The sequence below is a fragment of the Dictyoglomus sp. DH genome, assembly GCF_055181375.1.
Map to the genome: position 1 here is coordinate 61,317 of NZ_CM143706.1, position 21,179 is coordinate 82,495.

Consider the following 21,179-nt stretch of genomic DNA (forward strand, 5'->3'; position numbering starts at 1 on the left):
ATGTTTAACTTAGATAAAACTATATTTAGAATGTATGATATAAGGGGAGAAGTACCAAAAAATCTAAATAAAGAAGTAGCCAAAATAATTGGAAAAGCTTATGCAGAATTTATTAAAAAAAGAATAAATAAAGAAGATCTAAAGGTTTCAGTAGGAAGAGATGCAAGATTATCTTCAAAAGAACTTTCAGAAGGACTTATTGAAGGTTTAAGATCTTCAGGTATAAGCGTTATAGATATAGGGCTCTGTCCTACCCCACTTCTTTATTTTTCACTTTTCAAGCTTCCTGTAGATGGTGGTATTATGATTACAGGAAGCCATAATCCACCCCAATTTAATGGTATGAAAATCTGTGTAGGAAAGGAAACTATTTATGGTCCTCAAATTCAAGAGTTATATGAGATAGCCACAAATCTTAAAGATCAAAGACCAAATAAAGAGGGCACTTATGAAATCTTTGATATCATATCTTTATACAAAGAATTCCTCATTAATGAATTTGGTAATTCTGCCATAACAAAACTCCCTAAAGGAAGCATAAAATTAGTTGTAGATTCTGGAAATGGATGTGGAGGATTGGTAGCTCCTGATGTACTTAGAAAACTTGGAATTGAAGTAATTGACTTATTCTCAGAACCTGATGGAAACTTCCCAAATCATCACCCCGATCCTACAGTAATTGAAACTCTAAAGACATTACGAGAAACCATATTAAAAGAAAAGGCTGATTTTGGTATAGCTTATGATGGAGATGCTGATAGGCTGGGAATCGTAGACGAAAAGGCAGAAGTTGTATATGGAGATAGATTAGCCTATATCTTTGCCAAAGGAATATTAAAGGAAAGACCAGGAGGAAAAATCATAGGAGAAGTCAAATGCTCCAAATATCTTTTTGACCTAATAGAAAAATTAGGAGGACTTCCAGTACTATCCCCTGTAGGCCATTCCCTTATTAAGAAAAAGCTAAGAGAAGAAAATGCACTTTTTGCAGGAGAAATGAGTGGACATATATTCTTTAATGATAGATTTTTCGGGTACGATGACGCCATTTATGCAACTTTCAGACTCGTAGAACTATATGCAATAGAAAAGCTTAATAATCCAAATTTTGTTTTCTCTGATTTTCTTAAAGAATTTCCCGAAGTATATGCATCACCAGAGATCAGAGTCCATTGCAGTGAAGAGAAAAAATTTGAGATCATTAAGACCTTCTTTGATAGATTAAAAGAAAAGTATCCTGAAATAGAAAAAGATATACAGAAGGTCATAACAATAGATGGTGTAAGAATTGAATTTTCTGATGGATGGGCATTAGCAAGAGCAAGTAATACAGAACCAGTAATTGTATTAAGATTTGAAGCAAATTCCCCTGAAAAATTGGAATTTTACTATAAGATTTTTGAAAGTATAATCAAAGAAGCTTGCTAAGGAGAAGGGCTAAGCCCCTTCTCCTCTTCTACAAAGAAATAACTTTTCTTACATAACTTAGAACATTTTCAATTATCTCTTCTTCTGGTGAATCCTCATCCATAATAATTTCAAATATTTTATCCTCTATCTCTTTAAAATCTTTACCAAGAGCATTCGCAATATCCCTGGCACTCAAATTCCAACTATCCCCAAGAAGCATTTTAGCGAGATTTAAATCCTTTTCAGAAAATAGTCTATCTAAAGGGAAACGAGATATAGGAAGTACATAAAGGGTAACAATAGTGTTATTAAATATAGGATTTTCTAACGAAGAATAGCTAAAAACCTCACCTGTTTTTAGATCTAAAGCTACAATACCATTCAGAGTAGGAGGATCATAATGTTCAATAGCTCGTCTCACTATATCCTCTATATTCATTCTCCTAACTATATTCCTAATAGATTTTTCTAATTTCTCTAAATCAATTTCTTTTCTATCCAATCTTTTCACCTAAAGGATCTTTTTTTAAATTCTGTATAGAAGACAAATAATATAAGAGTCAATAAAAAAAGATAAAAGTTCATTTGAGAAATAAGAGCTAAAAGACCTTTAAAGACCAAATAAATAAATGAAAAATTAAAGGAAAAAACCTTTAAAAATCTATAAATAACAAAGATAAATAAAAAGGAGAAAATTAGTTCTAAAAATATTAAGAAGATAGTTAAAATCTTTCTTTTTATTAATTCTAATCTTAACCTTTTAAGTATATCAAAGGATATTCTCTCCCATTCCTTTTTTATTTCTTCCTCATAAACTTTTTCACTGATAATTTTTTCTACTTGTAAAAACTTATCAAATTCCTTTTTACACTCTTCACAAGATTGAAGATGTAAAAAGAAAGCCTCATCTACATCAGGGTATAAAAACATTTTCTCTCTAAATTCTTCACAATTCATTTTTCTCTCCCTGTAAATAATTATATATCTTTTTTTTAGCCCTATAAATATGACTTTTTACGGTATTAAGAGGAATACTCAGTTTTTTACTTATCTCCTCATAGGAATAGCCTTTATAATAATAAAAAATTAAAATTTCCTTCTCAATTTCATTCAGAGGTCTCCATATATCCTCCCTCTCTATTATACATTCAGGATCTTCTACACTCCCTTCTAATAATTCTTCCTCATAAACCAATCTTCCCTCTTTTTTTAAATAATCAATAGCAAGATTTTTCGCTATCTTAAAAAGATAATTTTTCGCTTTTTCTTCTTCCAAGGATACTCTCATGGCTTTCAGGAAAGTTTCCTGAAGGATATCTTTTGCTATTTCTTCATCCTTCAAAAACCTTCTTAGAAATCTATAAATCTCTTCGCCATAAATCTTAAAATATCGCTCAATATAATCCATTTAATAAAATTATATAACAGATATATAAATTTTCCAAAAATTGCATAAGCCCTCTTCATATTATAAAATAAATGCTAAATTACATGAAAGGAGACATATTTCTTGGATGACTATTACTTTTTCTCAATTGTAATACCCGCCCACAATGAAGTAGGATATGTGGAGTACACCATCGAACATCTCAAAGAAATAGATTATCCTCAAGAAAAATTAGAAGTAATCATAGTAGAAAACGGATCTACAGACAGTACCCTTGACGTAATCGAAAAATTTTCTCCTTCATGGTTTAAAATTATATCCATAAAGGAATCAGGTGTTTCTAAAGCCAAAAATATAGGCATTGAAAATCTTTCTGAAAACAGTAATTGGGTAATATTCTTAGATGCGGATACCTACTTTGAAAAAGATTTCTTAAAGGATATTAACAAATATCTACATGAACATGCTAATGAAAATTTAGGATGTGGTATGGTATCACTTCTACCTTATCCAGATTCAAAAAAAGCAAGATGTTGGTACCATTTTTATAATTTTGCCAATAAGACCACAAAAACAACAAGATCTATACAGATAATAAGAAGGGATCTTCTAAAGGATCTTAGATACGATGAAAGCTTAACCTTTGATGAAGATACCATGATGATAAGACAATGTAGGAAAAGGGCAAAATATTTCTTCTTTAAGACTAATAAGGTCTACTCATCCACAAGAAGATTTGAGAAAAATGGATGGATAAAACAATTATTCCAATGGATGTACTATGCATCCCTGCCCTATAATAAAAAGAAAAAGATCAAATACAAAGTACTTCGTTAAAAAAGCCTATATAATGATTCCATTACTGTTCCTGATATTATAGGCACACTAAAATTATCATCAATAGGGTTTGGAACAGCTTCAACAATGGAAGCTATTATTGCTCCTATAAACACTAAATAAAAGGGTAATATATTAAAATACCAAAGAAAGAAAGCACAAGTTATACTAGCACATAGAAAACCGAGAGAACCCTCCAATGTCTTTTTACTACTCTTAAATATCTTTCTTTCACCAAAATTGATTCCAATCCATTTTGCCATCATATCTCCAAGGGATGTGAATCCAAGAGAAGCAAAAGAAATATTTATATCAAAAAGGACAAAACTCAAAAATATTCCAAGAAGAAAGTTTGTTATAGAAGAAACTCTACCCTTCTCTTTCTCCTTAAAAATTCTGAAGTTTTTAAAAAATTCAAACTGGAAAAAGTTCTCTACTTTCCATAATAAAATCCTTAAGAGATCAATTGTAAAGAAAAGAGCAAGAATTACGCCTATCAATATAATTACAAATATTTTGGAAAATATAATAGTAAGAGGTATAAAGAGTAAAGCAAAGGGACGTGACATTATCCTCCAAAATGTATGTTTTTCAGCATAAAATTTAAATCCATCTCTTACTAAGTTTTTAACTGCCTCCATAACAATAATAAAAACTAAAGAAAACATAAACCAAAAGTCTGCATTCAAGCCAATATTAAGCCCTACAAAACTAACTATAATAGGAAACATGGTCATAGTAAATACATCACCCTTACCCTTTATGGCCATATTAAGCAATAAAGCATAAAGAATAATATATGATAAAAGATAAAAGACCTGCAATACTGAAAAGCTTTGGCAAATTACCTTAAAAAATATAAAAAAGAAAAGACTTAAAGAAGTAGCAAACCCTCTTCCTCCTCTAAAATCCAAATAAAAGGGAAATTTATGTCCCAAAATAGCAGAAAAACCTGATAAATATGCATAGGGAAAAGAATATTTAAATAGATTATGGACTATAAACATAGGTATAAATCCTTTAAGAACATCATATAAAGCAGTAATAAAAGCTAAGAATCCTCCAACTGTCCTTTTTACATTCAATGTGCCAGGATTACCATCTCCTACTTTCCTAATATCAATCTTTTTAATCCACAGAGGTAAAAAATAACCTGGTAAAAAGGAACCAAAAAGATATCCTATTAAGGACGATATAAGAACCCTAACTAAAGTGGTCATATTTACGCCCCCAAAAATTTTATTTCTTATTACTACCCTTTCTAATTCATTTTATGCTATACTTCCCATTATGAAAAGAATAAATCTTCCCAAAAAATTATTTTTTGATGGAGCTATGGGCACAGAGCTACAGAGAAGAGGTCTTCCTCTAGGATCTCCTCCTGAAATATTAAACCTTCAGAATCCATCCTTAGTTGAAGAAGTACATAGAGATTACATAAAAGCAGGAGCTATGGTTATAGAAACCAATACTTTTGGTGGTAATAGAATAAGGTTAAGAAGAGCAGGACTTGAGGACAAGATTGAGGAAATAAATAGAAAAGGGGTAGAGATAGCCCAAAAAGCATCAGAAGGAAAAGTATTCGTTGCAGGTTCAATAGGTCCCTTAGGTGAGCTTTTGGCACCCTTTGGAGATATAACTGAGGAAGAAGCCGAAGAGGTATTTTCCGAACAGATAAAAATATTAGTAGATGCTGGTGTTGATTTCATACTTATAGAGACCATGATTTCTCTCCAAGAAGCCTTGATAGCACTAAAATCTGCGAAAAAATACAACACCTTAGTTGGGGTAACTATGAGTTTTGAATGGATTTGCAATCAAGGAAGAACTCCTTTTGGGGATGACTTAGAAACATCTATTAAAAGATTACAAGAAGAAGGAGCAGACTTTGTGGGAGCAAATTGTGGAAGAGGTATAGAAGATATGGTTAAGATTGCTAAAATTATACGAGAAACTACAGATCTTCCAATACTTATTCAACCTAATGCGGGAATTCCTAAATGGGAAAATGGAAAACTTATATATCCCGCTAATCCTAATGATTTTAAAAAATTTGTAGAAGAGATGCTTAACTTAGGTATAGATTTTATAGGGGGGTGTTGTGGTACTACCCCTACACATATAGGTGTATTCAAAGAGTTCTATCCTAAATTATAACAATCTTTAATAACCTATAATTTCATATACCCTTTGATGTATCTAATTCTTGATATTTGTGCAAAATTTAGATAAAATCAAAAACAAAAAGGATTTGTTAAAAAATGCACGAGTGGGCTTTAGCAGAAGGTGTTGTAAACACAGCTTTAGAAATAGCTCAGAATAAAAATCTGAGAGAGGTAAAAACTTTATTGTTAAAAATAGGAGAAATTCAACAAATAGATTTAGAAATTTTTGATTTTGCATTAAAAGAACTTTCTAAAGACACAATTTTAGAGAATGCAGAAATAAAATATGAGAATTTTCCAGCTTATCTATTATGCAATTTTTGTGGACATAAATGGACTTTTTACGAAAGTTTCAACCGACTTAACGAAGAAGAAAAAGAAGCAATTCACTTTGTGCCAGAAACCATCCATGTATATATTAAATGTCCAAAATGTGGAAGCCCTGATTTTGAAATAACAGAAGGAAGAGGAGTATTTATAGAGGATGTATTATGAAACTCATTGATCCTAGATTATCAGTAATTGAAAAAAGGTTAGAAAACATAAAAAGAATTATACCTGTAGCAAGTGGAAAAGGAGGAGTTGGAAAAAGCACTATATCTGCACTTTTGGCCCTTTTGTTAAAGGAAAAAAATCATAAAATAGGACTCTTAGATCTTGATTTATATGGTCCTTCGTTACACATTCTTTTAAACAATCAACATTCCTTCCCCGAAGAGGAATATGGCCTAAAACCAGTAAATATTAATAATATTGATTTCATGTCCATTATTTACTTTACCCAAAACAAACCCCTTATCATGAGAGGGAAAGAATTAACAGACACACTGATTGAGCTATTCACAATTACAAGATGGAATCCTCTTGACTTCCTTATTATAGATATGCCTCCTGGAATGGGAGAAATACTCTTAGATCTTATAAGATTAATCAATAGACTGGAATTTCTTATAGTAACAAACTCTACAAAAATTGCCATGGAAACAGTAGAAAAGCTTATAATATTTTTAAAAGATCAAAATATACCCATAATCGGGCTCATTGAGAACATGAAAATAGGAGATCATGATTTTGTAAAAGAAAAATGTAATAGTTTAGGTATAAACTATTTAGGAAAAATTTCCTTCTACCATAAGTTAGAAGATTATTACAAAGATAATAATGAAATAATAAATTCTCCTATCTCAGAAGAAATCTCTCAAATAGTTAATTTCTTTGTATAAAAATCTTGTATAAGAGAGAGGGTGGACTATGGAGAACATCAAGATTAAAGTAAATGGAAATGAGGTAGAAGTTTCTCCTGGTAAAACTGTACTCCAAGTCTTAAGTGAACTTGGTATACATGTACCTGTACTTTGCCATTATGAACCTCTTATGCCTCAAGGTTCGTGTAGACTGTGTGTAGTAGAAGATAGAGGGGTTTTAAAAACTGCTTGTACAACTCCTGTAGAGCCAAATATGGACATAAAAACCGATACACCTAACGTAATCAATTCAAGAAAACTGGTCTTACAGCTCCTATTTACCGAAAGGAACCATTATTGTATGTATTGTGAAGTCACTGGTGAATGTGAACTTCAAGATCTGGGATACGAATTTGGATTAGATCACTTTGAGTTTCCTACTTACGAGAGAAAATTCCCTGTAGACAATTCCCATCCCTTCATAATGATGGATCACAATCGCTGTGTACTATGTAGAAGATGTGTAAGAGCATGTTCTGAAGTAGCAGGACATTTTGTACTTGGTGAAATGGAAAGAGGAATTGATACTATGATTATCGCAGATATGGATACACCTCTTGGCAAATCATCTTGTGTATCTTGCGGACTTTGTGCCCAAGTATGCCCAACAGGAGCTATAATAGATAAAAGATCTGCCTACTTAGGAAGAGAAGTACAATCGGATGTTATCTATACAAACTGTGACTTATGTCCTGTAGGATGCGGAATAGAGGTTTATAAAAAGAAAGGAGCAAACTTCATAGTAAAAATCTATGGAGATTGGAACTCTGATGTATCTCAAGGAGTTCTTTGCAAAGTTGGAAGATACTTATCCCTTTATGATGAAAAGGAAAGATTAACAGGAGTAAGAGTAAAAGATGACTTTGGATATAGAAAAATTAGTGAAGATCAACTTATAAAGTTAGTAAAAGATAAGATAGATAAAGGGATCGCTTATGTAGATGGTACTTTATTTAATGAAGAATTAGAGTTAATTAAAGAATTATTCAAAGATAAAGTATATGCCCTTTATCCTGAGGAAATTCCAATATCATCTAATATAACCTTAAACGATTTGGATAATAGAAACTTCTACGTTGTTGTTGGTGCAGATCTCAATAGAGAATATGGTACCGTAGGATCCATAGTGAAAAGAAATGTTATAGGAAATAAAGCAAAACTTATGGTAATAGATAAGGAATTTAATAGTCTTGCTAAACTTGCTGATTACGTATTTAACATAAAAGATATCTCCATGGCCTTGGAAATAATTAAGAAACAAGATGATGTAGTAGTTATATATAAGGATATAAATAGCGATGAAATAAAGCTCCTATCATCACTAACAAATGCTAAATTCCTCTATCTACCAAAAGAGACTAATTCCTTAGGGCTTCAAAAATTAGGAATAAAACATAACAACATTACTGCTGAATACATATTTGTATTCGGAAAGAATTTAGAAGGCTTAAAGAATCTAAACATAAAGGATGCTACAGTCTTTGTATTTACACCATATGAAAATGATGAAATTCACAAAGCAACTGTATTAGTCGGAATATCTAACAGCTTTGAGAGAGAAGGAACTTTCTATAATTTAGAAGAAAAGAAGTTAAAGAGAGAAAAAGTACTAAGACCAACATATGATACTGTAGATTTAAAGACTTTCCTTTCACAAATCTTAGGAAGAACAGAAAAAGTTTCTTAAAAAGAGGTGAAAACAATGGGTAAGATAAAAGTAGCTTCCATATGGTGTGAGGGATGTTCTGGATGCCATATGTCCTTCTTGGATATGGATGAAAGACTTGTAGAACTTATAAATAAAGGCTTGGAGATTAATGCAACTCCTATAACAGATTTAAAGATACCTGACGAAGGAACGGATATAGGAATAATTGAAGGAGCAGTAGCCACAGACCATCATGAAGAAGAAGTAAAAATGATGAGAGAAAGATGTAAATTTATAGTTGCCCTTGGAGATTGTGCTGTATTTGGTGGAATTCCTACCATGAGAAATTATGTTTCTGTAGAAGAACTTCTTGAAAGAGGCTATATAAACACAGAAAGTACAGTACAAGGTAAAATACCTTCTTCTGAAGAGATAGGAAAACATCTATCAAAGGTAAAGGCAGTAAATGAAGTTATAAAAGTAGATTTTTATATTCCCGGATGTCCACCTTCGGCAGATGCCATTTATTATGTATTAAAAGAAATATTAGAGGGAAGAGTACCTAAATTAGAAGGCGAACTTCTTAAGTATGAATAATGAGGTGAGAATTATGGAAAGAAAAATTACCATAAGCCCAGTTACAAGAATAGAGGGACACGCAAGAGTTACAATCCATTTAAATGAAGATGGAAAAGTGGAAAAAGCTTTTATGCATGTAGACCAATTTAGGGGCTTTGAAAAATTTTCTGAAGGAAGACACTTCTCTGAAATGCCAGTAATTACACCAAGAATCTGCGGAATATGTCCCATTAGCCACCATTTAGCATCTGCTAAAGCTACTGATGAAATTATAGGTGTAGATATACCAAGAACCGCTAAACTCTTAAGAGAACTAATCCATATGGGACAGATGATTCAATCCCACTCAATGCACTTTTTTGAACTTGCAGGGCCAGATCTTATACTTGGTTGGGATGCGGATCCTAAAATAAGAAATGTGGTAGGATTAATTCAAGCAAATCCTCAACTTGCCTTAAAAGCAGTAAAGCTTAGAAAATTTGGACAAAGAATCATTGAACTTGTTGCAGGAAGAAGAATACACCCAACCTTTGCAGTACCAGGTGGCGTGAACTCTGCTCTCTCTACTGAAGCAAGAGACGAGATATTAAAAGGAATAGATGAGATGATAGAGTACATAAAAGAAGGTATAAAAATAGCAGAGGACTTTATAGAGAAGAATAAAGAAACCTGTGATAAATTTGCCAGCTTCTCCACAGGTTATATGGGACTTGTAAAAGATGATGGATCATTAGAACTTTATGATGGAAAAATAAGATTCATGGATAAAGATGGAAATATAGTAAAAGAATTTAAGCCTAAGTATTATCTAAAATACATTGGAGAAAAAGTGGAAGATTGGACATACTTAAAATTCCCCTATTACAAACCTTTTGGATATCCTGAGGGAGTATATAGAGTAGGACCTCTTGCAAGACTAAATGTGGCGGAAAAAATAAGCACACCTTTAGCCAATGAAGAATTCAAAAAATTCAAAGCTCTCGGAAATGGAAAACCAGTAGAAGGATCCATATATTATCACTATGCAAGATTAATTGAAACCATCTATGCATTAGAAAGAGCAAGAGAAATTCTTGAAGATCCAGACGCCATGAGCCAAGATGTACTAAGACTTGGCGAAGTAGTCAACGAGGAAGGAATTGGGGTAGTAGAAGCTCCTCGCGGTACTCTAATTCATCATTATTGGGTAGATGAAAAGGGTACTATTGAAAAAGTAAACTTGATAGTTTCGACAGGACATAACAACTGGGCAATGAATAAGGCAGTAGAAGAAGTAGCAAAAGCATTTGTAGATGGGAAAAACTTAAAAGAAGGGATGCTAAATAGGGTTGAAGGAGCTATAAGATGCTATGATCCATGTCTCTCTTGCTCTACCCATGCTATAGGAAAGATGCCTCTTCTAATAGAGCTTTATGATAAAGATGGAAATCTCTTGGATACAATAAAAAGAGATTGAAAAAAGTATTATTAGTAGGTTTTGGAAATCCTTATAGAAGAGATGATGGATTAGGAATAAAGCTCCTGGACCTTATAGATGATAAGGTAGAAAAACTTAAGGTCCAGGAGCTTACTTTTGATATGGCAGAAATCCTTAAAGATTATGACATGGTCATATTCATTGATGCTTCCATAGAAGGAGATGAAATATCCTTTAAAAAAATCACAGAGGAAAAAACTTTTTCCCCTCTTACTCATCATACATCTTGTGAAGAGCTACTCTCTTGGACAAAAGCTCTTTATGACAAAAATCCGGAATTTTATCTTCTATCCATAAGAGGTTATGACTTTGATTTTGGAGAAGAAATCTCAGAAAGAGCTTCAGAAAATCTAAGAAAAGGATTAGAATTTATAAAAGGATTTCTTGAAAATATATAATGGAAAAAACCTATAAAATAAGAATCTGGGGAATTGTCCAAGGAGTTGGATTTAGACCCTTTGTATATAGGCTTGCTAAAAGCCTAAATCTTAGAGGATGGATCTTAAATTCTACAGGATCTGTTCATATATTAATCCAAGGAGAGGAAGAAAAAATAAAAAAATTTCTGGAGGATCTTGTAAAAGAAGCTCCTCCTCTCTCCAAAATAGAAAAAATTGAAAAAGAAGAAATAAATCTCTCAGAAAACATTATAGATTTCTCAATTATTGAAAGCAAAGAAGATACTGGATTTAACTTCATATCCCCAGATATAGCCATATGTGAAGACTGTCTAAAAGAAATGAGAGATCCAAAAGATCGTAGATTTAATTATCCATTTATTAATTGTACTAATTGTGGACCAAGATATACCATTATTGAAGATTTACCATACGACAGAGATAAAACAACCATGAAAATATTCCAGATGTGTGAAAGATGCGAAGAAGAATATCACAATCCAGAATCAAGAAGATTTCATGCCCAACCTATATCTTGTTATGATTGTGGACCAACTCTCTGGATAGATGGAGAAGAAGATTCAAAAATTTTTGAAAAAATTGGAAAATATTTGGAAGAAGGAAAAATATTAGCTATAAAAGGGCTTGGTGGCTTCCATTTAGCTTGTGATGCCACTAACGAAAGGGCAGTTATAAAATTAAGAGAGAGAAAGAAAAGACCATCTAAACCCTTTGCCCTTATGATGAAAAATATGGATATGATAAAGAAATACTGCTATGTGAGTGAATACGAAGAAAAAATATTACTTTCAAAAGAAAGACCAATAGTCCTTTTAAAAATTAAAGATCCAAGAGATATATCCGAATATGTGGCTCCTAATAACAAATATTTAGGCATAATGCTTCCCTACACGCCTTATCACTATCTCATATTTAATTACTTTCCAAAACCTCTCATAATGACAAGTGGAAATATATCTGATGAACCCATTATTAAAGATAATGATCATGCAAAGGAAAGACTTAAAAACATAGCAGATGTATTTATCTTTCATAACCGAAATATAGCCCACAGAGTAGATGATAGCGTAGTTTTTGTAGAAAACAAAGAATTAAATATTATAAGAAGAGCAAGAGGATATGCTCCAGATCCTATAAAAATTCCTATAAAAATAAAGCCTACTCTTGCCCTTGGTGGAGAATTGAAAAACACCTTTTCCCTAGGTAAAGAAAATTATGTTTTCATGAGTCCCCATATTGGAGATTTAAAAGATAAAGATACCCTTCAGGTATATGAAGAAACAATCCAAGAATTCATCAGACTATTTAGGATAGAGCCTGAAATCTTAGTACATGACTTACATCCCCAATATTTATCCACAGATTTTGCAGAAAAATTTAAAAAATATATGGAGGTAAAAGCCCTTCAACATCATAAGGCTCACTTCTTCTCTCTACTCTTAGATAGAGGAATCACTGATAATATTATTTGTTTCTCCTTTGATGGTACTGGATATGGGGAAGATGAAAATATATGGGGAGGAGAAGTATTTATAGGAAATTTGGAGGAAGTAAAAAGAGTAGCTCATTTTAAATATTTTCCAGTGGCTGGAGGAGACTATGCCATAGAAAACCCAAGATTAATTGCACTATCTTATATAACCAAATATTTACCATCTGAAATTGAAAAGATATTCCCCCATATTGATCCCTTTGAAAAAGAGATAACAAAAAAATTAATTGAAAAAGATGAAAACATATTTTACACATCCTCTTGTGGAAGAATTTTTGATTTAGTCTCTGCCCTTTTAAGGATAAGGGAAAAAATAGATTATGAAGGTCAAGCTGCCATAGAACTTGAAATGGAAGCTATGGAATCTGACGAAGAAGACTTTTATCCCTTTAAAATAATAAAAGAAAAAGAAACATTTGAGATTGATATATATCCGACCATTGAAAAGATAATTTTAGAAAAAGAAAAGTATGAGAAAAAGGATATCGCTAAAAAATTTCATAACACCATTACCCAAATAATTCTACAAATCTCAGAAATATTAAGAGAAGAATATAAAATCAATAAAATAGGCTTATCAGGAGGTGTATTTCAAAATAGACTTCTTTTAAGAACAACTATACCCTTATTAAGAAATAAAGGTTTTGAAGTATTCACTCATAAAAATGTACCCACAAATGACGGAGGAATCTCCTTAGGACAGATTATTTTAGGGAAAGAATAAAATTTTACACTATTTACTTTTTTCTGTTTTTTTTAATATAATATAAAGTAAATAGGGTAAATAACAAGACTATTTTAAATGCACATTAGAAAAATCATAACTCAGAAAATTTAATACTGAAAATTTTCAGGAAATTCATCAATTTAAGATCTTTAAAAGGGATATAGATTTTCTCCTTTTAAAAGATTCCCTCAAAAAAAATTAATTTTTAAGTTATATAAGGGGGGCTTATGAATAACTTTAAAAAATTAAAAACATTTTTTCTTTTCATAACTCTTTTTTTCCTTTTATCTCAGTTAACAATAGGGGAAGAAATCACAAACTCTGAAGATTGTATTCTATTTAAAGATGATTTCGAAAGAAAGGAAATAGGTACTAACTGGATCATTGTGGATGATGCTCCTTCTTCTGATTGGAAAATACAAGATGGAAAACTTGTTCAGAACAGTAACGTGTATAGAGCGGATAGTGAGTATGACTATTTTCAAGGTACCCACATAATTACCAAAGAAAGTTTCTCAGATTTTATTTTCTCTTTTGATCTAACAGCTACTGACGATGATGGAATCGGAGCTGTCTTTAGATATCAAGATAAAAACAATTATTATAGATTTATTATGGTAAAAGACCCCCAAAATAAAGGTCCTTTTAGAAGAATTGACAAGATTGTTAATGGCAAACCCTTTCAAGTGCTTGCTATTGATAAGAATAACGCCTATGAAGTTGGAAAAAAATATAGGATAACTATTGAAGCGGTAGGAAATCAAATAAAAGTATTCATTGATGACAAAGAAATTTTATCTGCTCAAGATGACACATTTAAAACAGGAAAATTAGGTTTCATGACTTATGCAAATAGTGGATACTTTGATAATGTTTGTGTATCCATGATTAATACCCAAAGTAAAACATCAGAAAATATTATCATAACAAATTTTACTTGGACTGGAACTTGGAATACAAATTTTGGAAAAATGTATTTAATACAAAAAGGAAATGTTGTTGAGGGAAGTTATGAACATGATAATGGAAGACTTATTGGTGAAGTAAAAGGAAATAAATTAATAGGTATTTGGTTGGAAGCCCCTACATATTCTCCACCAAATGATGGAGGAGAATTTGAGTTTACATTATCTCCTGACGGTAAATCCTTCACAGGAAAATGGAGATTTGATAAATCTGGAGAGTGGTATCTCTGGAATGGAATAAAGATTTCTGATACTTTTCCATCCCAAGAACAAGATACACCATCTAAAGGCTTAAGGGCAAATTTAAAAGATAACAAATTAGTTCTTGAATGGGATACCCCAGAAGACACAAATAATTTAACTGGATATAAATTATATCGTGGTATATTATATAGCAAGTCTTATTCTCCAACTAAGGTTTTTTTCACTACCCAAAATAGTTATATAGATGAAGATATAGAAGAAGGTGCTTCATATTTTTATATAGCAATACCTGTCTACAGCGATAATAGGGAGGGTTTACCATCAAATGTAATTGTGGCAAGTATCAAAACAAAAACAGAAAATACTGAAGAAGTATCCTTTTATGATAAGGGAGAAAAAGTCATTCAATCAGAAATGAATATCGGTCCTTCTGGTGGTGAGATAGTATTATCAGATGGAACAAAACTTTTAATCCCTCCAAATACAATCAAAGAAGATACAAAAATAAGCATAAAATCAATCACAAATCCAATATTTTACTCAAAGGAGGCAAAAAGGATTGAAATAAGTGGTATCCAAAAACTTTTAGGTGAAATTACTCTTGTTGTAAATGGGCCAAAAGCTTTAACAAATGATGAATTAAACATCTTTGGCTATGACCATATAAATAAAGAAAAATTCGATTTAAGATATGAATATAATCCTTCCACAGGAATTATTTCAATAAAACTCTCACCATCTTTAATATATAGGTCATCTCTGTCAAATATAAAGTTATGTTACAACACATTAGAAAAGATAAGCGCTGATTCTAATACTCTTAGTTTAAAAGATAGACTATTCATATATATAGGATATATTCCTAAATACACCCCAAAACAAAAAGAAAAGATCATAAGAATGCCATACTATGAACAGATTGGAGGATCTTGCGTTTCAACAAGTGCACTAATGTTTCTTAAATTTTCAGGAAAAGATATTGAACTATATGACATTTTAAGAGAGTTAGGAGCAAATGATTCTGATTTTGGCTTAGACGAAGATCAAATAGTATATTCACTGAAAGACTATCTTAGCAAAGAAACAGGTTTTACCGCCTATTCAATACCTATATTTAAGTTAGACCATTTAAAATGGGGGGTTCTTTCTGAAATAGATAAAGGACATCCCGTTATTTTAAGCTGGGGAGATCATGCTGTAGTATTACTTGGATATACCGAAAATGGAGAAAAAATAATCATGCATGATCCCCAAAATATTTCTCCAGCAAACAATGAAAACGGAACTATGTACACCATCAGAGATTGGAATTTCATTAAAAATAGACATAAATTTCCAACCGAAAAGTACATAATAGTAGTTGTTGATGGAAATTATGCTGAAAGTCCATCTTTATCCATTGAACTTCCGGGAAGAGATGAAAAAGGATCAATGACTTCAGGCGATCTATCTTTTCTTGTAAGAAATCCCAATACTCAGAAATTATCTCCTCTTTATCAACTACAGATAAAACCATCCGAAAGTAAAGATGGTTATATATGGGTTAAATCAACAGGTGATAAATTAGAAGTAATACCTCAAGATGCAGAGGTTTTAAATTTAACACTAAATATATTTAATGGATCCAGTTATAAAAGAGATATAGAGGTATATGCTACAATAGATGAAAGTAAATATGGAGTTCCAGGAAAGCGTATAATCTACGATAGAGCTAAATTTACCCTTCCTGAAGCAAAATTTAATGAGGCAAACTACATAACTTATAATCATCAATTTAAACTTGAAGATATAAGAGATTTAACACTTGGCGATAAAGATGGAAAACAAGAGATATTAATAAGAGTGGGATTATGGGAAGGAGATTTAGTAAGAGATTCCTTCTCTATAAAAGCAGTTATATCGCTTATTCCAAAAGTTCTATCAATAGAACCAAATACAGGATCTCCTGGAGATATCATTACAATAAAAGGATATTCTTTTGGAAAAAATCAATCATCCAAAAGTAAAGTTATGATAGGAAATACTCCAGCTGAAATTTTAAGCTGGAGTGATAAAGAGATAAAAATTAAAGTTCCTGAAAATGTTCAAACAGGTCCTGTAGTGGTATATGTTGGAGAAAAATATACTTATGAATCAAATAAAGATGTAAATTTTAATGCAAAGACAAAAGTTAAAACTCCTCTAAAAAGAAATTTAAATGGTATTCATGGGTTAAGTTTTACATTACCCGAGTGGGTCCATAGAGAGGGCAAATGGTATATAGAAACACCTGCTGTCGCTTACCTTAAATTTTCTGACGGTAGCATAGAAGGGGTTAAAGAAGAAGGATATCATACATCTATAGCATCTGGATCTTACGATGATGAAAATTTAGTGGTTTATTTTGAATGGAGTTTCTTCGATGATGGCAGAGATTATTGGAATACAATAGTAAAAGGAAAATTTGAGGGTAAAATAAGAGATTGGAAATATCAAAATAATGTAATTGGAGTAATAATAGAAGGAGAGATAAATTGTACAGTCAGATGTTTTTATATAGATGTAGAGAATAATAAAACAATCTACGATGTACAAAAAGACTTTATCCTTCCTGGTTGGATTTCAATTCAATTTTAAATAATTTCTAAATGATATCCTGATTTAAACTTGTATAATTTATCAGGAGGAAATAAGAAGTATTATTAATATAGAGAAAAAATAATTTAAAACCTATTTCAAGTTAACAACATTCCATTTACCCTTATCTTTTTTAAGAGTAACATACAATATTTCATACTGAGATACTCCATCTAAGGATCTTGGTCTTACAGCCATTTTCACAATTTCCCTTTCCTCTTTAAAATCTTCTACTAAGAAACCAATATTGTCTGATACTAAATTAGAAATCTTCTCTCTTAAAATACTCAACATAATCTTTCTTTCTGGATGTATTTTAGGAAAAATATCTATAGGTATACCCAAGTACCTTTTCTTAAGTTTTTCATATATCCATGAATAAATATCTAAACCTTCATATTTATCATCACATACCACATAATCTGCATTAACTATTTCTTTAACCTTCCATCTATCCTTTTCCATATAAAGTAAAGAACAAAAATTTACATAATAGTTTTCTCCTCTCCCCTCCACATATGCCCAGTTTTCCCTTACATTTATGTATGTAATTTTTATACTTATATCAATATCATCAGGAATTTTTATATCTTCCCTTTTGTAATAAAAATCTTGATTCAGGTATTTTTCTGGAAAATTTTTCAATTCTAACTTTATTAGATCTATTAATAGATTTTTATCTAATATCACTATAGGAAAAACTAAAGGCTTCATTTGCTCTACAATACTTATTTTCCGATCTTCTGCAATTTTAAAAGGAGGAATTACCCTTATAGAAGAAATTCTATCATTCCATCCTATGGTGCTTAAATCAGCAATTGAAGATGTAATTTCTACATTCTTTCCCTCAAAATGACTATTCTCATAAATAATAACTTTCCAGCCATTTGGTAACTTTATAGATGAGATACGATCATTAAATTTATATATAGAAAGATCAGAGTAAAAACCACACACAGAATGATTAGGCAAGTCATAAGGTAACTTTAAAAAATATCCATTGTAATTCTTGTCTTCGTAAAATATAGGAAAATCATAAGATGGAATAGAGGCTTTGGCAATCTTGACTGAAGATATCTTATCTCCCATTTTCAAATCATCAGAATGTAGATCCTGAATAGTACTTTCAACTAAAAGTTTCTTACCCTTATAATTTCTATCCTCATAGACCTCTAACTTCCAAGTATAGAAAGGTAAAAAAATAGACGATACTCTATCATTGAAACCAAGCTTAGAAAGATCATCTATATTGTCAAAAATTGGTAAAAAAGCACCATCACAATTTTTATCCTCATAAAATACTGGATAAGAGATCATTTCTTGAGAAATATCTTCCATCATCCAAATCTTTACATATACTCTTGCCCTTAAATCTCCCTCTCCATCACTTCTAACATAATATCCCTGTGGTATATTCCATACTTTCATTCCTAATACTGAACTGTAACTAAAATCTTTAGGATTAAATTCAAACAGAAAATCTTTTCCAGAACCTGGCTTAATATCCATCTCCTCATCTTTATGCTGAGAACCACGGAATCCACTATCACTCTCATACATTCTTATTTGAATCCTTACAGGTTTCAAATCCCATAAAGGTTTTAATATTCCCCAAACTGTAAAAGGATGACTCTTATCTACATATTCAGCTTCAGTATAAGGATAATCAACGTCATTATTTACCACAAACATCACCCAGTAATCACTATCACCTCCTGGTTCTTCATTGTTTATATTATCCAAACCTTCTCCTGTATCAAGATCCATAGCTTCTGGTATTCTAACACGAAGCCATTTTACATCTCTCTCATAATCTATTGTACAATTTCCCAAAAAACTAAAAGCTTCTCTTATTATAGAGTCATCAAGAGGAGCTAAGTTTTGCACCTCTTCCCAATTAACCTTTACTATTTCTCCAAAATCACTTCTTTTTTTCATTCCTTCTTCCAATTTATCTATGCTATTTACCTTTATAAACCCACCTTTATAAGATGCCTCAAAGAGATCCTTAGCTATTAAAGTACAATTTGAAAACCATTCTATTCCCAAAAATGGATAATCTGGAATATTTTGAGATGTTAAACCTATTCCTGGAACATTAGGCATATTATCAAAAACAATATCAAAACTTCCCCATATTCTTGGAGCTTTCCATGCTCCCCCATAAGTACAGAGCCATCTAATAGTTCCCTCATCAAAATCCGTTAATGTATATAGATGTTTTTTATTACCTTCTTTAAAATCATAAATCAAAATCTCATTCCAAAACTTGCTGTTATTAAAATCTTCCGTCACCCATTTTTTTATAAGTCTTAACCATTCTAAGGAAGCTTTATAGGAAATTCTATATGCAGAATCAAATAATGGTCTTCCCGCATGATCTTTATTTAATACATCATGATTAGTTTTTCCCCAAAAAGTTGTTAACCTATTAACATTAAAATACATACCACCCCTTTTTTTAACATCCTCTATTGCCTTAATTAAATCATTTGGAGCTCTTTTCAAAATATCAAAATAAGTAGCATCCTTTATTTTAGAGTAACTACTCAAGTTTAGTTCAACCCAATTAGAATGAGCATAAAAATCCTGAACAATATGTAAAGAGATACCAATAATGAGAAGAGCTCCTAACTTATCATTTTTATTAACTTTTTCTTTCATAGCATTATATGTATTGAATATTAATTGTTTCCAATATCTTTCAATAACCTCCTCATTATAAAGATTATCAAAGTGTAAAAAATCTACCAATTTTTTAGAAACCCTACAAAAATCATCATCTATTACATACTCAACTGCCTTTTCCTGAAAAATATCTACATAAGAATTACCAACAAGAGCTAAAGAAAAAGCATCTTTATTAAAACCTACTTCCCTCATAACTTCCCTTATCAAATCATAATGATAACCCATAGAGAAACCAAAGGTAATTTCTAATAAAAATATACTTAAAGTAATAAAGAAAAAACTAAATCTAATTATCCTTCTCATGTCTAATTACCCCCTTTAAATTGAAGCCTCTTCAAAACTATCTTATTGAGGAATAATATTAAATGATTCTGAGTAACTATGGAGAGTAAAACTTACAGTAATAATTATCCCTCTCAGTTATAATAACACATTCTTATAGCTTCTTCAAACATATTTATTTACTTAACATTATGAATATATTTTGGGAAAAATAATAATAGCTTGACAAAAATATATAAAAAGCTCACGGATTTTTCATACTATTTCATTTATTGATTCATTAGTAATTAATATATTGACTTTTTTAATATATGAGTTACACTATAATTGAGGGAAAATATAAAAAGTATTAAAATTCATCAATAATACCTCTTATAAACTCTTTTCCCCCACGCTTCCCTTGTAGACTCCTAATTTAAAATATTAGAATAGGAGGTACAAAAATGAAAAAGTCGATTTTAATGATCTTTATTTTCCTAATTATCTTTTTAATTCTCGCCTTTGCAAGTACATGGAAAAATAGAAATTACCCTGGAGCAGCTTTTCCATATATTGGAGGACTCCTTTGTCATGATGGAGACTATGTAGAATTTACTGTAGATTCAGGATATAATGGGTTTTATTACATGACTCGCTACAATACCGAAGTAAATTTAGAACCTTACTTTTGGGATTCTTCCAAAAATAAGTGGGTAGGAATTGGAACAACTCTTGTGTTACCTTCCAATGTTTATCCTGTAGGAGAGCATTTTAATTATGCTCCTTGGAGATGGGTTGAACTGGGACAAGGTTATATTGGAAAGACTATACAACTTCGTCTTGTTGAAAATAGAACAGTAAACAATCATTATTGTCCATCAAACGATATAATTATCAAGTTTAAGTCTAAGGTACAGGTTCTAAATTGGAAAGGAGTAGATTCTGAGAGTTGGTGTGATTTAGATCAAGTTGCAAAATAATCTTTATCTCTCTAAAGCTAAAATATTAGAGAGCCCCCATATGGGGGCTCTTTATTTTGGATATATTTACTTAAAAT

Annotated in this window: 17 protein-coding genes; 12 read left to right on the plus strand and 5 right to left on the minus strand. The window is 31.2% G+C overall.

Features of this window, described 5'->3' with window-relative positions:
* Positions 1-1,428, plus strand: a complete 1,428-nt coding sequence (locus ACY3JJ_RS00300) for a phosphomannomutase/phosphoglucomutase (protein WP_463091828.1) — start codon at positions 1-3, stop codon at positions 1,426-1,428.
* Between the two features lie 28 nt (positions 1,429-1,456).
* Here the strand turns inward: ACY3JJ_RS00300 and ACY3JJ_RS00305 are convergent, their stop codons facing one another.
* The 3 genes from ACY3JJ_RS00305 to ACY3JJ_RS00315 are packed head-to-tail and all read right to left on the minus strand — an operon-like array spanning position 1,457 to position 2,818.
* Entirely contained in the window at positions 1,457-1,912 is a 456-nt protein-coding gene (locus tag ACY3JJ_RS00305) for a hypothetical protein (protein WP_463091829.1), read from the minus strand.
* A 5-nt stretch (positions 1,913-1,917) separates the two neighbouring features.
* Positions 1,918-2,367 carry a hypothetical protein gene (locus tag ACY3JJ_RS00310; protein WP_463091830.1) on the minus strand — a complete coding sequence of 150 codons (450 nt, stop codon included), beginning with the start codon at positions 2,365-2,367 and terminating at the stop codon, positions 1,918-1,920.
* A complete protein-coding gene (locus ACY3JJ_RS00315) occupies positions 2,357-2,818 on the minus strand; it encodes an RNA polymerase sigma factor (protein ID WP_463091831.1) in 462 nt (153 codons plus the stop codon). The genes ACY3JJ_RS00310 and ACY3JJ_RS00315 overlap by 11 nt, the downstream gene beginning before the upstream one ends.
* Before the next feature lie 102 nt (positions 2,819-2,920).
* On the opposite strand from ACY3JJ_RS00315, the gene ACY3JJ_RS00320 reads away from it, so the two are divergent.
* Positions 2,921-3,634: a glycosyltransferase family 2 protein gene (locus tag ACY3JJ_RS00320; protein WP_463091832.1), complete on the plus strand. Its 714-nt coding sequence runs from the start codon at positions 2,921-2,923 to the stop codon at positions 3,632-3,634.
* Here ACY3JJ_RS00320 and ACY3JJ_RS00325 read toward each other — a convergent pair.
* A complete protein-coding gene (locus tag ACY3JJ_RS00325; protein ID WP_463091833.1) occupies positions 3,631-4,854 on the minus strand; it encodes a glycerol-3-phosphate acyltransferase in 1,224 nt (407 codons plus the stop codon). The two genes, ACY3JJ_RS00320 and ACY3JJ_RS00325, sit on opposite strands and share 4 nt — an antisense overlap.
* A gap of 70 nt (positions 4,855-4,924) precedes the next feature.
* Between ACY3JJ_RS00325 and ACY3JJ_RS00330 the strand changes: the two genes are divergently transcribed.
* The 9 genes from ACY3JJ_RS00330 (at position 4,925) to ACY3JJ_RS00370 (ending at position 17,170) form a co-directional block, all read left to right on the plus strand.
* Positions 4,925-5,791: a homocysteine S-methyltransferase family protein gene (locus tag ACY3JJ_RS00330; RefSeq protein WP_463091834.1), complete on the plus strand. Its 867-nt coding sequence runs from the start codon at positions 4,925-4,927 to the stop codon at positions 5,789-5,791.
* 104 nt (positions 5,792-5,895) lie between these two features.
* Positions 5,896-6,294, plus strand: a complete 399-nt coding sequence (gene hypA / locus ACY3JJ_RS00335) for a hydrogenase nickel incorporation protein HypA (RefSeq protein WP_463091835.1) — start codon at positions 5,896-5,898, stop codon at positions 6,292-6,294.
* Positions 6,291-7,022, plus strand: coding sequence for a P-loop NTPase (locus ACY3JJ_RS00340; protein WP_463091836.1), 732 nt, complete (start codon positions 6,291-6,293; stop codon positions 7,020-7,022). Before hypA ends, ACY3JJ_RS00340 begins: the two co-directional genes overlap by 4 nt.
* 28 nt (positions 7,023-7,050) lie before the next feature.
* Positions 7,051-8,730, plus strand: coding sequence for a 2Fe-2S iron-sulfur cluster-binding protein (locus tag ACY3JJ_RS00345; protein WP_463091837.1), 1,680 nt, complete (start codon positions 7,051-7,053; stop codon positions 8,728-8,730).
* Positions 8,731-8,745: 15 nt separating this feature from the next.
* Entirely contained in the window at positions 8,746-9,288 is a 543-nt protein-coding gene (locus tag ACY3JJ_RS00350) for an NADH-quinone oxidoreductase subunit B family protein (RefSeq protein WP_463091838.1), read from the plus strand.
* A 13-nt stretch (positions 9,289-9,301) separates the two neighbouring features.
* Positions 9,302-10,726 carry a Ni/Fe hydrogenase subunit alpha gene (locus ACY3JJ_RS00355; protein ID WP_463091839.1) on the plus strand — a complete coding sequence of 475 codons (1,425 nt, stop codon included), beginning with the start codon at positions 9,302-9,304 and terminating at the stop codon, positions 10,724-10,726.
* Complete coding sequence (locus tag ACY3JJ_RS00360; protein ID WP_463091840.1) at positions 10,723-11,145, plus strand: hydrogenase maturation protease; 423 nt, start codon at positions 10,723-10,725, stop codon at positions 11,143-11,145. The genes ACY3JJ_RS00355 and ACY3JJ_RS00360 overlap by 4 nt, the downstream gene beginning before the upstream one ends.
* Positions 11,145-13,382: a carbamoyltransferase HypF gene (gene hypF / locus ACY3JJ_RS00365; RefSeq protein ID WP_463091841.1), complete on the plus strand. Its 2,238-nt coding sequence runs from the start codon at positions 11,145-11,147 to the stop codon at positions 13,380-13,382. Before ACY3JJ_RS00360 ends, hypF begins: the two co-directional genes overlap by 1 nt.
* Positions 13,383-13,612: 230 nt before the next feature.
* Positions 13,613-17,170: an IPT/TIG domain-containing protein gene (locus tag ACY3JJ_RS00370; protein ID WP_463091842.1), complete on the plus strand. Its 3,558-nt coding sequence runs from the start codon at positions 13,613-13,615 to the stop codon at positions 17,168-17,170.
* A 93-nt stretch (positions 17,171-17,263) separates the two neighbouring features.
* On the opposite strand, the gene ACY3JJ_RS00375 is transcribed toward ACY3JJ_RS00370, so the two are convergent.
* A complete protein-coding gene (locus ACY3JJ_RS00375; RefSeq protein WP_463091843.1) occupies positions 17,264-20,164 on the minus strand; it encodes a beta/gamma crystallin-related protein in 2,901 nt (966 codons plus the stop codon).
* A 422-nt stretch (positions 20,165-20,586) separates the two neighbouring features.
* Here ACY3JJ_RS00375 and ACY3JJ_RS00380 point away from each other — a divergent pair, with 422 nt between their 5' ends.
* Positions 20,587-21,102 (plus strand): hypothetical protein, encoded by a 516-nt coding sequence (locus ACY3JJ_RS00380; RefSeq protein WP_463091844.1) that lies wholly within the window; start codon positions 20,587-20,589, stop codon positions 21,100-21,102.
* The last annotated feature ends 77 nt before the right edge of the window (positions 21,103-21,179 follow it).

Excerpts from the sequence above, each read along its gene's own strand:
- ACY3JJ_RS00300 (WP_463091828.1), top strand. The coding sequence starts at position 1 with ATGTTTAACTTAGATAAAACTATATTTAGAATGTATGATATAAGGGGA.
- ACY3JJ_RS00310 (WP_463091830.1), bottom strand. The coding sequence starts at position 2,367 with ATGAATTGTGAAGAATTTAGAGAGAAAATGTTTTTATACCCTGATGTA.
- ACY3JJ_RS00315 (WP_463091831.1), bottom strand. The coding sequence starts at position 2,818 with ATGGATTATATTGAGCGATATTTTAAGATTTATGGCGAAGAGATTTAT.
- ACY3JJ_RS00325 (WP_463091833.1), bottom strand. The coding sequence starts at position 4,854 with ATGACCACTTTAGTTAGGGTTCTTATATCGTCCTTAATAGGATATCTT.
- ACY3JJ_RS00330 (WP_463091834.1), top strand. The coding sequence starts at position 4,925 with ATGAAAAGAATAAATCTTCCCAAAAAATTATTTTTTGATGGAGCTATG.
- hypA (WP_463091835.1), top strand. The coding sequence starts at position 5,896 with ATGCACGAGTGGGCTTTAGCAGAAGGTGTTGTAAACACAGCTTTAGAA.
- ACY3JJ_RS00340 (WP_463091836.1), top strand. The coding sequence starts at position 6,291 with ATGAAACTCATTGATCCTAGATTATCAGTAATTGAAAAAAGGTTAGAA.
- ACY3JJ_RS00345 (WP_463091837.1), top strand. The coding sequence starts at position 7,051 with ATGGAGAACATCAAGATTAAAGTAAATGGAAATGAGGTAGAAGTTTCT.
- ACY3JJ_RS00350 (WP_463091838.1), top strand. The coding sequence starts at position 8,746 with ATGGGTAAGATAAAAGTAGCTTCCATATGGTGTGAGGGATGTTCTGGA.
- ACY3JJ_RS00355 (WP_463091839.1), top strand. The coding sequence starts at position 9,302 with ATGGAAAGAAAAATTACCATAAGCCCAGTTACAAGAATAGAGGGACAC.
- hypF (WP_463091841.1), top strand. The coding sequence starts at position 11,145 with ATGGAAAAAACCTATAAAATAAGAATCTGGGGAATTGTCCAAGGAGTT.
- ACY3JJ_RS00370 (WP_463091842.1), top strand. The coding sequence starts at position 13,613 with ATGAATAACTTTAAAAAATTAAAAACATTTTTTCTTTTCATAACTCTT.
- ACY3JJ_RS00375 (WP_463091843.1), bottom strand. The coding sequence starts at position 20,164 with ATGAGAAGGATAATTAGATTTAGTTTTTTCTTTATTACTTTAAGTATA.
- ACY3JJ_RS00380 (WP_463091844.1), top strand. The coding sequence starts at position 20,587 with ATGAAAAAGTCGATTTTAATGATCTTTATTTTCCTAATTATCTTTTTA.